A 13,521-nucleotide genomic window follows, 5' to 3' on the forward strand; every position below is an offset into this window, starting at 1 on the left:
GCGACGGTTCCGCGGAACACCACCAGACGCGACGGTTCCGCGGAACACCACCAGACGCGACGGTTCCGCGGAACACCACCAGACGCGACGGTTCCGCGGAACACCGGGCCGGGGCCGAAGCCCCGGCCGGTGTCCTCAGGAGGCGATGCGCTCGTAGATGGCGGTGATGCCCTGGCCGCCGCCGATGCAGAGGGTCTCGAGGCCGTAGCGGGCCTCGCGGCGGTGCATCTCGTGGAGCAGGGTGGCCAGGATGCGACCACCGGTGGCGGCGACGGGGTGGCCGAGGGAGATACCGGAACCGTTGACGTTGAAGCGGTCCCAGTCCGCGGCGGACCAGTCGCCGGCGGGGAAGCCCCACTCGCGGGTGCAGGCGAGGACCTGCGCGGCGAACGCCTCGTTGAGCTCGATCAGGTCGATGTCGGAGAGCTTCAGGCCGGCGCGGTCGAGTGCCTTCGCGGTCGCGGGGACCGGGCCGATGCCCATCCGCGACGGTTCGACGCCGGCGACGGCCCAGCTGACCAGACGGGCCAGCGGACGCAGGCCGAGCCGCTCGGCGGCCTCGGGGTGGGTGACGACGCAGACCGAAGCACCGTCGTTCTGACCGCTGGAGTTACCGGCGGTGACGGTGGCCTCGGTGTCCTCGCGGCCCATGATGGGCCGCAGCCGGCCGAGGGTCTCCAGGCTGGAATCGGCGCGCGGGTGCTCGTCGGTGTCGACGACGGTGGTGGCCTTGCGGCTTTTCACCGTCACCGGAATGATCTCGTCCTTGAACCGGCCCTCGGTCTGGGCGGCCACGGCGCGCTGGTGTGAGCGCAGCGAGAACTCGTCCTGCTCGGCGCGGGAGATGCCGTACTCGCGGCGCAGGTTCTCCGCGGTCTCGATCATCCCACCGGGGACGGGGTGGTTGACGCCGCCGGCGGTCGTGCGACCGCGAGCGAGGGCGTCGTGCAGGGTGAGGTTGCCCGAGTTCGGACCCCAGCGCAGGTCGGTGGAGTAGAACGCGGCGTTGCTCATGCTCTCCGCACCGCCGGCGAGCACCACGTCGGCCACGCCGGTCTGCACCTGCATCGCGGCGAACGCGACGGCCTGCACACCCGACCCACAGCGCCGGTCGAGCTGCAGCCCGGGGACGGTGATGTCCAGGCCCGCGTCCAGGGCGACGACCCGACCGAGTGCCGGCGCCTCCATCGTCGGGTAGCAGGAGCCGAACAGGACGTCGTCGATGTCCGCGGAGCCCAGGCCCGTGCGCTCGAGCAGGCCACGCAGGACGGTGGCGCCGAGCTCGTGGGCGGTCAGCCCCTTGAAGACACCGCCGTAGCGCCCGACCGCGGTCCGGACCGGCTCACAGATCACCGCGTCACGCATGAGAACTCCCGTCTGCACCTACGCCATCCCGGGGGACGGCCCACACACGCCACGTCCCGGGCCGGTTCCGAACAGCACGATAACGCGGCGGGGACGCACATTCCGCAATCGTGCCGACGTTCTGATCATTCCCGCAAACGGCCTGATCATGGGGCTGTTGTGGGGTGATCCGCATTTCTGGCGCCGTCCACGGCGGCAAAGTAGGCTCTTGCGCCGGTGACCTCGCCGACGCGGCCGGCCCGACCTTCCGGCGCGCGCACCTGGGCACCCCGGCACGCGCTCCCCGGCTTCGGCCGCCCTGTGGCCGTCAGACCTGGCACCGTCAGACCTGGCACCGTCGGACCTGGCACCGTCAGACCTGACAGCTGACATGGATGGCATGCCCACCGTGAACTAGGAGATGCTGATGAGCGAAACCCGACGCGTCGCGATCGTGACCGGGGCGGCCCGGGGTCTTGGCGCGGCCACGGCCCGCCGGCTCGCCACCGACGGCTTTGCCGTCGCCCTGGTCGACCTGGACGAGGCGGGGGCCAAGGAGGTGGCCGAGAGCATCGTCGCGGACGGTGGGGCAGCCCTTGCCGCCGTCGCGGACATCAGCGACGGCGCGCAGGTCGCCTCGGTCGTCGCCCGGGTCGCAAGCGAGCTTGGTCCGCCCACCGTGCTGGTGAACAACGCCGGCATCACGCGGGACAACCTCATCTTCAAGATGCCCGAGTCCGAATGGGACCTGGTGCTTGCCGTGCACCTGCGCGGTGCGTTCCTGATGACCCGCGAGGTCCAGAAGTACATGGTCGAGGCCAGGTACGGCCGGATCGTCAACCTGTCGAGCACGTCCGCGCTGGGCAACCGCGGCCAGGCGAACTACTCGGCGGCCAAGGCCGGTATCCAGGGTTTCACCAAGACGATCGCGTTCGAGCTCGGCAAGTTCGGGATCACGGCCAACTCCGTCGCCCCCGGCTTCATCGCCAGCGAGATGACGAAGGCGACCGCCGAGCGGCTCGGCAAGGACTGGGAGGAGTACAAGGTCGAGCGGGCCAAGTCGATCCCGGTCGCCCGGGTCGGTGTCCCCGAGGACATCGCGCACACCGTGTCGTTCCTGGTCAGTGAGGGTGCCGGCTACGTCTCCGGTCAGGTCATCTACGTCGCCGGTGGCCCGCGGAACTGACCCGTCAGGCCACAGCGGCGCACGCCGAAGCAGCGTAAGCAGCCAACCAGCGCAAGCAGCCAACAAGGTGGAGAGATGACGGGCACCGAGGTCGTGGTGGTGGACGCCTGCCGGTCGGCGATCGGCAAGCGCAAGGGGTCACTGAAGGACGTCCAGGCGCCGGACCTGCTCGGGGATGTGCTGCGCGGCCTGTTCGACCGCACCGGCCTCGACCCGGCGCTCGTCGGGCAGCTCGTCGTCGGCTGCGTCAGCCAGGTCGGCCAGCAGGCGGCGAACATCGCCCGCAACGCCTGGCTCGGTGCCGGCCTGCCGCTGGAGGTCGGCGGTTCGACCGTGCAGGCCCAGTGCGGATCGTCGCACCAGGCGACCACGATGGCGCACGCGCTGGTCGGCTCGGGCCTGATCGACATCGCGGTCGTCGGCGGCATCGAGTCGATGAACCAGGTGCCGATCAACGCCAGCGTCGACGTGCCCTACGGCACCGGGCGGGGCGAGCGGTTCCGCGAGCACTACGAGGTGACCACCCAGTTCGAGGGCGCGGAGCGGATCGCCGAGCGGTGGAACATCACCCGCGACGACCTCGAGGCCTACGCGCTGCTCGCCCAGCAGCGCGCGGCCGTCGCCGTCGCCGAGGGACGCTTCACCGGCCAGATCGTCCCCGTCTCGGCACCGGTTACCGACGACGAGGGCACCGTCGTCGGCCACAAGCCGTTCACCATGGACGAGGCGCTGCGGGCCACCACGCTCGAGGGTCTGGCCAAGCTGAAGACCAACATGCCCGACCGTCCCGGTGGCAGCCGGCACACCGCTGGCACGTCGTCCCAGTTCGCCGACGGCGCCTCGGCGATCCTGCTCACCAGCGCCGCCCGCGCCGAGCAGCTCGGTCTGCCCGCCCGCGCCCGGCTGGTCCACTCGGTGCTGGTCGGCTGCGACCCGGTGACGATGCTCACCGGGCCGATCCCGTCCACCCGCAAGCTGCTCGCCGAGACCGGCCTGACCATCGATGACATCGACGTGTTCGAGGTCAACGAGGCGTTCGCGTCGGTCGTGCTGGCCTGGCGCAAGGAGCTCGGCGCCGACCTGGACAAGGTCAATCCCAACGGGGGAGCCATCCCGTTCGGCCATCCGCTCGGCGCGTCCGGCGGCATCCTGCTCACCCGCGCCCTGAACGAGCTCGAGCGTACCGGCGGTCGCTACGGTCTGATCACCATGTGCTGCGGCGGCGGCCTGGGCACCGCCTCCCTCATCGAACGTCTCTGACGTCGCTGATCCCGTCCGGGCCGCCCGCGCCGCTCACCTGAACGAGCGGCGCGGGCAGCGCGGGCGGCGCGGTCAGTGGCAGGACATGCCGCCGTCGACGGCCAGCGTGATGCCGGTGACGTAGGACGAGCCGGGTGACGCGAGGAAGATCACGGCGGCGTCGAGTTCGTGGGACTCGCCGATACGAGGCAGGATGCCGGTGTTGGTGATGAACGCGGTCAGGGTCTCGCGGGGGACGTCCGCGGTCAGTTCGGTCTCGAAGTAGCCGGGGGCGATGGCGTTGACGCGGATGCCCTTGCGGTCGGACCACTGCTGGGCAAGGTCGCGGGTGAGGCCGATCAGACCGGACTTGCTCGCGCTGTAGGCGGCCTGCGGGGTGTACGACTTGACCAGGCCCAGCACGCTCGCGATGTTGATGATCGACGAGCCGGGGCGCATGTGGCGGGCGCAGGCCTGGGCGGCCCAGTAGGCGCCGTTGAGGTTGATGTCGATGACCCGGCGGAACTCGTCGGGCTTCTCCCTTGAGGCGGGGACGGCGGTGCCGATCCCGGCGTTGTTCACCAGGATGTCGATGCGGCCGAACTCGGCGAAGGCTGCGTCGGCAAGGGCCGTGCAGGCGTCGGGGTCGGCGATGTCGGTCTCCACCGCGAGGGTGCGCCGTCCGGTGGACTCGGCGACCGCGGTCGCGACCTCGCGCAGCCGGTCGGCGCGGCGGGCCGCGAGCACCACGTCGGCGCCGGCCTCGGCGAGGATCTGGGCGAACCGGGCGCCGAGCCCGGAACTCGCGCCGGTCACGACGGCGACCCGGCCGTCCAGCCGGAACAGATCCAGCACACCGCCGGCGCCGTTGGAGCCGGTAGCAGAGCTGTCACCGCTCATGCCGGGACCACCTTTCCGTCATAGGTCCGGTCCGCCAGGGCCTGCAGGCCGGCCGCGGCGAGCGGGGCGGTGGCCTCGCCGACCCGGTCGAAACCTTCGCCACGGGTGAGGCCCTGCAGGTGACGGGCGTGGATGCCTTCCGCGATCACCGCGATCTTGAAGTAGGCCAGGCCCAGGTAGAAGGAGAACGCGCCGAGGCTGCGGCCGGTGGCGGCGACGTACCGGTCGATCAGGGCGTCGGCGGCGGGCATCCGCGGGCTGGTGGCGGCGGCGGAGCCGGCAAGGACGGGGGCGAACGCCGGATCGGCGTAGGCCAGGTGCAGGCCGAGGTCGGCGAGCGGGTCGCCGAGGGCGGCCATCTCCCAGTCGACGACGGCGCGGATGTCGGTCGGGTCGGCCGGGTTGAGGATGACGTTGTCGATGCGGAAGTCACCGTGCACGATCGACGCGCCGGACTCGACCGGGCAGAGCTCGGCGAGCCGGGCGTGCAGCGCGTCCACATCGGGCAGTTCGGCGGTGCGGACCCGCTGCCACTGGTCGTGCCAGCGGCGGACCTGGCGGGTGAGATACCCCTGCGGGCGGCCGAAGTCGCCCAGGCCCACCGCGGCGGGGTCGACGGCGTGTAGCCGGGCGAGCACGTCGACGAGCGCGAACGCGCAGGCGTCCACCTGGGCCTGGTCGAGCGCCGCGAGCTCCTCCTCGGTGCGGATCACCGAACCGTCGACGAACTCGACGACCGCGAACTGCACACCGAGTGGCCCGCTCGCGTCGCTGGACGCCACCGCCCGGGCCACCGGCACGCCGCTGCCGGCGAGCGCCGAGACGATCCGGTACTCCCGCAGCATGTCGTGGGCGGACGGAGTGAGCCCGCCGAGCGGCGGACGGCGCAGGACCCAGCGGTACTCACCCGCGGTGAGCAGGTAGGTCAGGTTGGACCGGCCACCCGAGAGCAGCCTCGCCGACAGCGGCCCGGTGAAGCCCTCGACCCGCTCGGCGAAATACGCCTCGAGCGCGGGCAGATCCAGTCCCTCGACGGCGCCGCTGTCCGCGGCCAGCTCATCCCCGGTCGCCTCGACTCCGGTAACTCCGGTAACTCCACTCTCGGTCACGCCGCTCACCGACCGGCACCGGACGTGGCGGCGTGGCGGGCGACGCGGCGGGCGATCGCCCAGCGGTGGGTCTCGGACGGACCGTCGTAGATCCGGAACGGCCGGACCTCGCGCAGGAAACGGCTCAGCGGGACATCGCCGGAGACACCGAGCGCGCCACAGATCTGCAGCGAGCGATCGACGACCCGGTAGATCGCCTCAGCGCAGAACGTCTTCGCGATCGCGGTCGACTGGGCGCCGGAGCGGCCCTGGTCGAGCTCCCAACAGGCCTGGTTGATCAGTCCGCGGGAGGCCGCGATGTCGATCTCGTTGTCCGCGATCATCTGCTGGATCATGCCGAGTTCGACCAGGCGGGAGCCGAACATCTCTCGTTCGTTCGCCCGGCGCACGGCGATGTCGCGGGCGTGTTTCGCGATGCCCAGCCAGCGCATGCAGTGCGTCATCCGGGCGGGGCCCAGGCGCACCTGGGCGTAGCGGAAGCCCTCGTCCACCTCACCGAGGACGGCGGAGTCGGGCACCTCGCAGTCGTCGAAGACCAGCTCACAGTGGCCGCCGAACAACGTCTCGTCCAGCGTCTCGATGTGTCGGACGATCTTCATGCCGGGGTTGTCGGCATCGACGAGGAACATCGTCGCGCCGCCGGTGGCGACCCCGGGCTCGCCGGAGGTGCGCGCCATGCAGATCGCGAAGCCCGCACCGTCCGCGCCGGTGATGAACCACTTGCGGCCGTTGATTCGCCAGCCGCCGTCGATCCGCTCGGCCCGGGTGAGCAGCGCCCGCGGGTCGGAGCCGGCGCCGGGGGCGGGTTCGGTCATCGCGAAGCAGGAGCGGATCTCGCCGGTGGCCAGTGGCCGCAGGTACTGCTCCTTCTGCTCGTCGGTCGCGATGATCTCGAGCATGTGCATGTTGCCCTCGTCGGGCGCGGCGATGTTCAGCGCGAGCGGGCCGAGCAGCGCGTAGCCGGCCTCCTCGAACACGGTGGCGCGCCCGCGCATGTCCAGCCCGTGACCGCCGTACTCGACGCTGACGTGCGGGGCGAACACCCCGGCCGCGCGGGCGGCGTCCTGCAGCTCACGGCGCCGCTCGGACGTGGGGGCGACGACACCGTCACGGGCCTCGAGTGGCAGCACCACGTCGCGGACGAACGCGGCGGTGCGCTGGGCCAGATCGGCGACGAACGGCTCGGGGGCGAGGTCAATGGTCATCAGGTCTCCACCGGAGCGGCGTTGCTGGCAGGTGCGGGTGAACAGCTGTCCCGGACCGGCTGTGCCCGGGACGGGCAGCGTCCGGGGCAGGCAGCTAATGGTCGTTAGCGAAATCCTAGAAGCGGCTTTCGTAGCCCGCAACCGGTCCCCGCTACCATCAGGGCATTCCAACGAGCAGCGCCGCGCTATCGCCTGTTAGCAGCGAAGGTTCGACGCGCGGCGGCGGTGCGCGATGTCCGACGGCGCCGCTCGACGGTGGGAGGTGATCGAGGAGTGGGACGGACCGGCTCGGCGCGTTCCGGGGAGATCCTGGCCGCCGCTCTCGATCTTTTTACCCGTCTTGGTTATGAGGCGACCACGATGGCCGACATCGGCACCGCGGTCGGGGTACGCGGGCCCAGCCTGTACCGGCATGTGGCGTCCAAGCAGGACATCCTGGCCCAGATCATGACGCGGACGATGGAGGAGCTGCTGGCGGCGCACCGGTCGGCGCTGGCCGGCCTGGCCGGTACCGCGCAGGATGATCCGGTCGAGCGGCTACGCCGGGCCACCGAGGCGCATGTGCGCTATCACGCGCGGCACCGGCGGGAGGCGTTCGTCGGCAACCGGGAGATCCGCAGCCTCGTCGCGCCGGGACGGGCCCGGGTGCTGGCACTGCGGGCCGACTACGAGCGCTGTTTCCGGGACCTGATCGAAACGGGCATCCAGGCCGGCCGGTTCGACGTGACCTCCGCGCAGTTGGCCTCCTACGCCATCCTTGACCTGGGGATGGGAGTGGCCGTGTGGTTCCGGGAGGAGACCTCACCGGACGAGGACGCGGTGGTCTGGCAGTACGGCCAGTTCGCGCTGCGTCTGGTCGGCGCGCACTGATGCGAGGTGCCGCGCCCTCCCGGGTCAGCTGCTCGTCGCCCCGCCGCCGGCGGCCTTGCTGGCGCGCTGGGCGGCCTCGGCGACCTGGCGGCCAAGCGCGTGCATCTCGCGGCTGGTGAGGTCGTAGTTCGGGCCGAGCAGCATCAGGGCGGCGACGACCCGGCCGGCGACGTCGAGCACGGGCGCGGAGACCTGGGTCATCCGCACGCTCACCCCGTCGTTCAGCTCGGGGACCAGGACCAGGTACTCGGTGTGCTGCATCAGGTCGACGAGTTCCTCCTGCTGGCGGCGAGCGGCCCCCATGTCGGGCGCGGACTCCATCAGCGAGAAGGCGGTCGCGAAGTCGGGGATGTCGCCGCGGGCCACCGTGATGCTGTAGCCACGGGCCCGGATGGCCTGCAGGGCCTGTTCCCAGGCCCGCGTCTGGCCGCTCGTCACGGCGTCGTCGGCCCGGGCGAGCCAGGCGGCGGAGTCGGCCTCACTCCAGGCGACCAGCACCGCGCCGAACGGCGGCACCAACGGCATCGACTGGCCGGGCCGGGGCCGCATACCCAGCGGCGGCCCCCAGTCGGACACCGACATCACCCGGGTCTGCGTCCCGGCCCGGGCCGACACGGCCACGCAGGCGCCGAGCTTCTGGGCCAGCTCCTCCGCCTCCCGGCTCGCGGCGCTCAGCGTCGGGTTGCCCACCCGGGTCACATCACCCAACGCAATGCAGAACGCACCCAGTTCGTAGCGCAGCCCCGGCTCGCGGCGGACCACAAGGCCGTGCTCGGCCAGCGCCTGCAGAATGGAATCGCAGGTGGCCCGGGGGATGTCCACGGCCCTGGCCAGCTCCGAGACCGAATAGGACTCGGAGGGGTGCCGTGCCATGAGCCACAGCAGCTGACCGGCCCGCAGGACGGCCGGGGACGGGTTGATCGGCATGTTCATCCCCAGGGGATGGCGCGAAGCGTAACAAGCTTCGCTAGTATTTCAGACAGGTCGCCCATATACTAGCAGCCCGCCGATGGGTTGCCGTCGACCCGGCTCTCGACCAGGTGGTCAGGCCAGGCGGGTTGCGGCCTCGCGCCGAAGCGTGGCCTTGATGATTTTTCCGGTGGAGGTCCGGGGGAAGTCCGAGACGGCCTGGACGTACTCCGGTGTCTTCTGCCGGCCGAGGCCCCCCTTGATGAGACGCTCCCGCAGCGCCTCCGGCGTCGGCGCGGTCGCGTTCGCGGCCAGCCGCAGCACCGCGCAGGCCTTCTCGCCGAACCGCTCGTCGGGCACGGCCACGACCGCGACCTCGAGCACCTCCGGAACCACCTTGAGGATGAGCTCCTCGACCTCGGCCGCGCTGATGTTCTCGCCACCCCGGATGATGATGTCCTTCCTGCGATCCGTGATGGTCAGGCAGCCCCGGTCGTCCAGGACGCCGACGTCCTCGGTGCGGTACCAGCCCTCGTCGTCGAACACCGTCGCGTTGAGGCTGGCGTCGGTGTAGCCGAGGCACAGGTCGGGGCCGCGCGACCAGATCTCTCCCGGCACCCCGACCTCGACCGGCTGGCCCTCGTCGTCCAGCAGCCTGATCTCCACGCCGGCCAGCGGTCGGCCGTCGGTGTAGAGCCGGTCGTGCCGGTCGTCCTCGTGCCGGGTGCCGGTGATCGACGGATGCTCGGTCGAGCCGTACATGCGGACCACCGACGTGCCGGCCGCGGTCGCCCGGTCGGCGAACGCCTCGGGCACCGCCGCGCCGCCCAGGCCCACGTAGGCGAGGTAGCGCATGTGCTCGGGGGTGAGGTCGGGATGGTCGAGCAGGCTGGCGAGGAAGTAGGTCGACCCGGCGCCGGTGGCCAGCCCATAGCGCAGCACGATCTCCAGCACCCGCTTCGGGTCCCAGACGTCGATCATGTTGACCTGGGAACCGCCCAGCACCGGCATCTGCAGGGCGCCCAGCATGCCCATGAAGTGGCCGACGGGTGTGCCGGTGAGGTGGTCCACGCCGCCGCCGGAGTTCATGGCCCGCAGCTGGTCCGCCTCGGCACAGATGGTGTTGTGCGAATGGATGACGCCCTTGGGCTGCGAGGTCGTACCCGAGGTGTAGGCGATGACGGCCGGGGAGTCCGGGTCGGGCCGGGCGATCTCGGCCAGCGGTACGGACGCCTCGAGCTCGGCGAACCGCACCGCGCCGGCCGGCAGCGGCGCACCATCCCCGCCGACCACGGCCAGTACCCGCAGCGACGGCAGGTCCGTGACGGCCTCGGCGAGATCGGCCAGGTAGTCGCGCCGGCCGAACCGCGCCGCCGAGACGAACGCGGTGACCCTGGTCCGGCGCAGGATGTACGCGACCTCCTTCGCCCCGTAGAAGTGCACGATCGGGACGACCGCGGCGCCGAGGAAGGAGGTCGCGTAGAACGCGACCGCGGCCTCGGCCCAGTTCGGCAGCTGGAAGGCGACCGCGTCTCCCGCTGCCACCCCGCGGGCCCGCAGGCCACCGGCCACCGCCAGGGCCCGCTCCCGCAGTTCGCCGAAGGTGCCCTCCCAGGGCCGTTCCTGGGAGTGGACCCGCAGAATCTGATCACCGTGTTCGCGCAGCGCGCTTTCGATCCGCACGCCCATCGGGACGTCGCCCCACAGGCCGTCCGCCCGGTATCGCTGCGCCAGGTGCGCCGGAACCGCACGCGTGACCCATTGCTGGTCCGACCCGGCAGGCTGGTCCGACCCGGGAGACTTGTCTGACACGACAGGCTTTTCTGACACGACGGCTTCCTCGTTGACGCAGTGTGCGGATGGGTGAGCACAGGTCGGAACAGACCACGGGCGGGGCCCGGCCGGGCCGAACCGATGGCGTCGGGTTCGGTGACCGGCGGGGTTCATGACCGGCGAAGGTTCAGTGGCCGGCGACAGTTCAGTGATCGGCGATGGTGAGAGCGTCGTGGTCCGCCGCGGCCGTGCCCAGGCGGCGCAGCAGTTCGGACCGGATCTTCGGCACCACGATCTGGGTGATCCCCCACAGGTAGAAGCCGTGCAGGATGCCGCCGCGCAGCGCACGCCACGCGTCGTCCTGGCCGGGCGGCTCGACCCCGCCGGCGCGCAGGTGGTCGAGGTAGTGGCGCAGCAGGTCCCGCTCGTGGATCCGGCGGTCCTCGACGGTCAGCGTCGAGGCGATGTGGTAGCCGACGTCGAGGTACCAGGGGCCACGCTGGGTGAGCTGCCAGTCCAGCAGCGCCGGCCGGCCGTCCGCCTGGAGGTAGAGGTTGCCGACGTGCGCGTCACCGTGGATCACCGACCAGGGAGTGGCTCTGCTGCTGCGCTCGACCAGCGCCCGGTAGGCCGCGGCCAGCCGCTCGGCATCGCGGACCTCGGCGGGGACACCGGCGCCGATCTCGGTGTCGAAGTTGACCGTACGGATCACCTCCACGCCCCGGACGTCGGCGATGGCGTGCAGCCGCGGCGTCAGCCAGGGCACGTCGGCAAGCTTCGGGCTCAGCCAGGTGGCGGCATGCAGCCGGGCAAGCTGGGCAAGGCTCTCGGCGACCTGCGCCGGGCCGTACTCGCTGGTGGGTTCGAGGAAACGGGCGCCCTGGGCGACGACGTCCTCGGTGATGATCACGTTGTCCTGGGTCTGCGGGTCGATGTCCGCGTACAGGCTGTTCAGGGTGCGCACACCGGTTGCGGCGGCCAGATCCCGGTAGAAGTAGACCTCGAAGGCTCCGGTTGACCGGGCCCCGGCACCGGCCTCGGTGAAGTAGCCCTTGCCGCAGAGATGGGCGGACAGGCCCTCGGGCAACCCGTCCTCGGCCTCGATCTCGAAGCGGGCGTTGGTGGAGACCCGGCTGACGATCGGCCCGGGCGTAACTCCGGTGATCCGGACGCCCGGGAAGCGTTCGGCGAGGGCGAGGTTCAGCCACTCCGGCGACTGTAACCGCGCCAGATCGGTGGGAATCGGCACGGCACGGTCCTGGGATAAAGCCATACGCCACCTCACATTGCCAGCATGACAACGGTGCCGGCATGACAACGGTGCCAGCGCTACACCAGCGCCGACATGGCAACAGCGCTAGCATTATAGCGATGTTGATGGAATGTTAGCGTCTTTTTGGTGGCCCCGCCAGGGTTCGACGCGACCCGAGCCGCAGATCGACGACCACCCCCGCGCGTCGACACCCAAGCGCATCATGATCGATAGCTAGATGGCTAGCAGATATTCAGAGAGATGTCAATCAGACACGCGCGGCAACGTGGCGATCGATCGGTGCCGCGGCTCACATTATTGCGGCCGTTCCACTAGCATCGACAGCAGCTTGTTGCTACGATTTCCGCAAGCCTGTTGAAATACTAGCATCTATCGGCAAGCTGACAGCTAGTTGATCTAACCGCCGCCAGAGGAGAGGTCACCGTGGACCAGGGTGCATTCGAGGGCTTACGCGTCGTCGAGCTGGCGCAATGGGTCTTCGTTCCCGTGGCCGGCGCGCTGTTGGCGGACTGGGGCGCGGACGTCATCCGGATCGAGCGCCCCGAGGGCGACCCGTACCGGGCCCTGGCGACGCAGGGCATCGGCACGGATGCCGGCGGGGTGAACATGTCGCTGGCGCTGGCCAACCGGGGCAAGCGCTCCGTCGCTCTCGATCTTCGCAACGAGCAGGGCCGCGCCATCCTCGAGCGGATCCTCGAGACCGCCGACGTGTTCCTGACCAACGTCCGCCCCGGCGCGCTCGAGCGGCTCGGTCTGGATCCCGAAAGCCTCACCGCGCGTTTCCCCGGGCTGGTGTATGCCCGCGGTAACGGCTACGGCTCCCGCGGGCCCGATGCCGGCCTGCCCGGCTACGACTCCTCGGCGTTCTTCGCCCGGGGCGGCCTCGCCCACGTCCTGACCCCCGCCGACCGCGACCAGCCCATCGGCCAGCGCGGCGCGATGGGTGACCGCAACGGGGCGATGGCGCTGGCGTTCGGGATGGCCGCGGCACTGCTGCGCCGCGAGCGCACCGGTAAGGGTTCCGTCGTCGACGTCTCTCTGCTCGGCATGGCGATCTGGACGCTGTCCTCGGATGTGCTCTCGGCGCTCCAGGGTCAGCAGCCGCGGGCGCTGTCCAGCCGCGAGCAGATGCCCAATCCGCTGGTCAGCAGCTACCGCACCAGCGACGACCGGCACATCCAGCTGGTGTTCCTGCAGCCGGACCGATACTGGCCGGACTTCTGCCGCCTGATCGACCGGCCGGACCTGATCGAGGACCCACGCTTCGTCGACCTCGCCGCCCGCGCGAAAAACCGCACGGAGTGCATCGCGGTGCTCGACGCGGAGTTCGCCAGGCGCACCTACGCCGAGTGGAAGGAGCTGCTCGCGGGGATCGACGCCCCGTGGGCGCCGGTCCAGGCCGTCGAGGAGCTGCTCACCGACCCGCAGGTACTCGCCAACGACTACCTCGGCGAGGTCGACGAGGACGGGCTGAAGTACACCCTGCCCGCCGTCCCCGTGCAGTTCGACAACCGGGCTCCCGAGCTGCACCGTGCGCCGGAGCACGGCGAGCACACCGAGTCGGTGCTGTTGGAGCTCGGCTACAGCTGGGCGGAGATCTCCGATCTCAAGGACGCGGGAGCGCTGCCGTGATCCCGGCGGGCACTGCGGGTGCGGCGGGCGTGCCGGTGCCCGCCGGTGCCGGCACCGGCACGCCCGCCGCGGGCTCCCCGC

11 protein-coding genes are annotated in these 13,521 nt (G+C 70.9%); 4 read left to right on the plus strand and 7 right to left on the minus strand.

The window, feature by feature from the left end; all coding sequences use genetic code 11:
• Window positions 1-135: 135 nt before the first annotated feature.
• Entirely contained in the window at window positions 136-1,365 is a 1,230-nt protein-coding gene (locus ND747_RS00325) for an acetyl-CoA C-acetyltransferase (RefSeq protein WP_251730859.1), read from the minus strand.
• 406 nt (window positions 1,366-1,771) lie between these two features.
• Here ND747_RS00325 and fabG point away from each other — a divergent pair, with 406 nt between their 5' ends.
• Window positions 1,772-2,530 (plus strand): 3-oxoacyl-ACP reductase FabG, encoded by a 759-nt coding sequence (fabG, locus tag ND747_RS00330; protein WP_251730860.1) that lies wholly within the window; start codon window positions 1,772-1,774, stop codon window positions 2,528-2,530.
• A 75-nt stretch (window positions 2,531-2,605) separates the two neighbouring features.
• The gene (locus ND747_RS00335) at window positions 2,606-3,790 is read left to right on the plus strand and encodes an acetyl-CoA C-acyltransferase (RefSeq protein WP_251730862.1); all 1,185 of its coding nucleotides are present in this window, start codon (window positions 2,606-2,608) and stop codon (window positions 3,788-3,790) included.
• 72 nt (window positions 3,791-3,862) lie between these two features.
• On the opposite strand, the gene ND747_RS00340 is transcribed toward ND747_RS00335, so the two are convergent.
• From ND747_RS00340 to ND747_RS00350, 3 genes are read right to left on the minus strand one after another with little or no spacing between them, the layout of a single operon-like run.
• Entirely contained in the window at window positions 3,863-4,669 is an 807-nt protein-coding gene (locus tag ND747_RS00340) for an SDR family NAD(P)-dependent oxidoreductase (RefSeq protein ID WP_251730863.1), read from the minus strand.
• On the minus strand, window positions 4,666-5,724 hold the full coding sequence (locus ND747_RS00345) for a phosphotransferase family protein (RefSeq protein ID WP_251730950.1): 1,059 nt from the start codon (window positions 5,722-5,724) through the stop codon (window positions 4,666-4,668). Before ND747_RS00345 ends, ND747_RS00340 begins: the two co-directional genes overlap by 4 nt.
• 59 nt (window positions 5,725-5,783) lie before the next feature.
• Window positions 5,784-6,983 carry an acyl-CoA dehydrogenase family protein gene (locus ND747_RS00350; protein WP_251730864.1) on the minus strand — a complete coding sequence of 400 codons (1,200 nt, stop codon included), beginning with the start codon at window positions 6,981-6,983 and terminating at the stop codon, window positions 5,784-5,786.
• A gap of 273 nt (window positions 6,984-7,256) precedes the next feature.
• On the opposite strand from ND747_RS00350, the gene ND747_RS00355 reads away from it, so the two are divergent.
• Window positions 7,257-7,853: a TetR/AcrR family transcriptional regulator gene (locus ND747_RS00355; RefSeq protein ID WP_251730865.1), complete on the plus strand. Its 597-nt coding sequence runs from the start codon at window positions 7,257-7,259 to the stop codon at window positions 7,851-7,853.
• A 24-nt stretch (window positions 7,854-7,877) separates the two neighbouring features.
• On the opposite strand, the gene ND747_RS00360 is transcribed toward ND747_RS00355, so the two are convergent.
• From ND747_RS00360 to ND747_RS00370, 3 genes are all read right to left on the minus strand, one after another.
• Window positions 7,878-8,780 carry an IclR family transcriptional regulator gene (locus ND747_RS00360; RefSeq protein ID WP_251730866.1) on the minus strand — a complete coding sequence of 301 codons (903 nt, stop codon included), beginning with the start codon at window positions 8,778-8,780 and terminating at the stop codon, window positions 7,878-7,880.
• A 117-nt stretch (window positions 8,781-8,897) separates the two neighbouring features.
• Window positions 8,898-10,574, minus strand: coding sequence for an AMP-binding protein (locus ND747_RS00365; RefSeq protein ID WP_251730867.1), 1,677 nt, complete (start codon window positions 10,572-10,574; stop codon window positions 8,898-8,900).
• Between the two features lie 166 nt (window positions 10,575-10,740).
• Entirely contained in the window at window positions 10,741-11,784 is a 1,044-nt protein-coding gene (locus ND747_RS00370; RefSeq protein ID WP_308204531.1) for a phosphotransferase, read from the minus strand.
• A gap of 447 nt (window positions 11,785-12,231) precedes the next feature.
• Between ND747_RS00370 and ND747_RS00375 the strand changes: the two genes are divergently transcribed.
• On the plus strand, window positions 12,232-13,440 hold the full coding sequence (locus ND747_RS00375) for a CoA transferase (RefSeq protein ID WP_251730869.1): 1,209 nt from the start codon (window positions 12,232-12,234) through the stop codon (window positions 13,438-13,440).
• Window positions 13,441-13,521 lie beyond the last annotated feature (81 nt).

Origin of the sequence: Frankia sp. R82 (genome assembly GCF_023716925.1) — a bacterium.
Taxonomy (GTDB): domain Bacteria; phylum Actinomycetota; class Actinomycetes; order Frankiales; family Frankiaceae; genus Frankia.

Bases quoted from the DNA above. Each gene is read 5' to 3' on its own strand.
- ND747_RS00325 (WP_251730859.1), bottom strand. From the start codon at position 1,365: ATGCGTGACGCGGTGATCTGTGAGCCGGTCCGGACCGCGGTCGGGCGC.
- fabG (WP_251730860.1), top strand. From the start codon at position 1,772: ATGAGCGAAACCCGACGCGTCGCGATCGTGACCGGGGCGGCCCGGGGT.
- ND747_RS00335 (WP_251730862.1), top strand. From the start codon at position 2,606: ATGACGGGCACCGAGGTCGTGGTGGTGGACGCCTGCCGGTCGGCGATC.
- ND747_RS00340 (WP_251730863.1), bottom strand. From the start codon at position 4,669: ATGAGCGGTGACAGCTCTGCTACCGGCTCCAACGGCGCCGGCGGTGTG.
- ND747_RS00350 (WP_251730864.1), bottom strand. From the start codon at position 6,983: ATGACCATTGACCTCGCCCCCGAGCCGTTCGTCGCCGATCTGGCCCAG.
- ND747_RS00360 (WP_251730866.1), bottom strand. From the start codon at position 8,780: ATGCCGATCAACCCGTCCCCGGCCGTCCTGCGGGCCGGTCAGCTGCTG.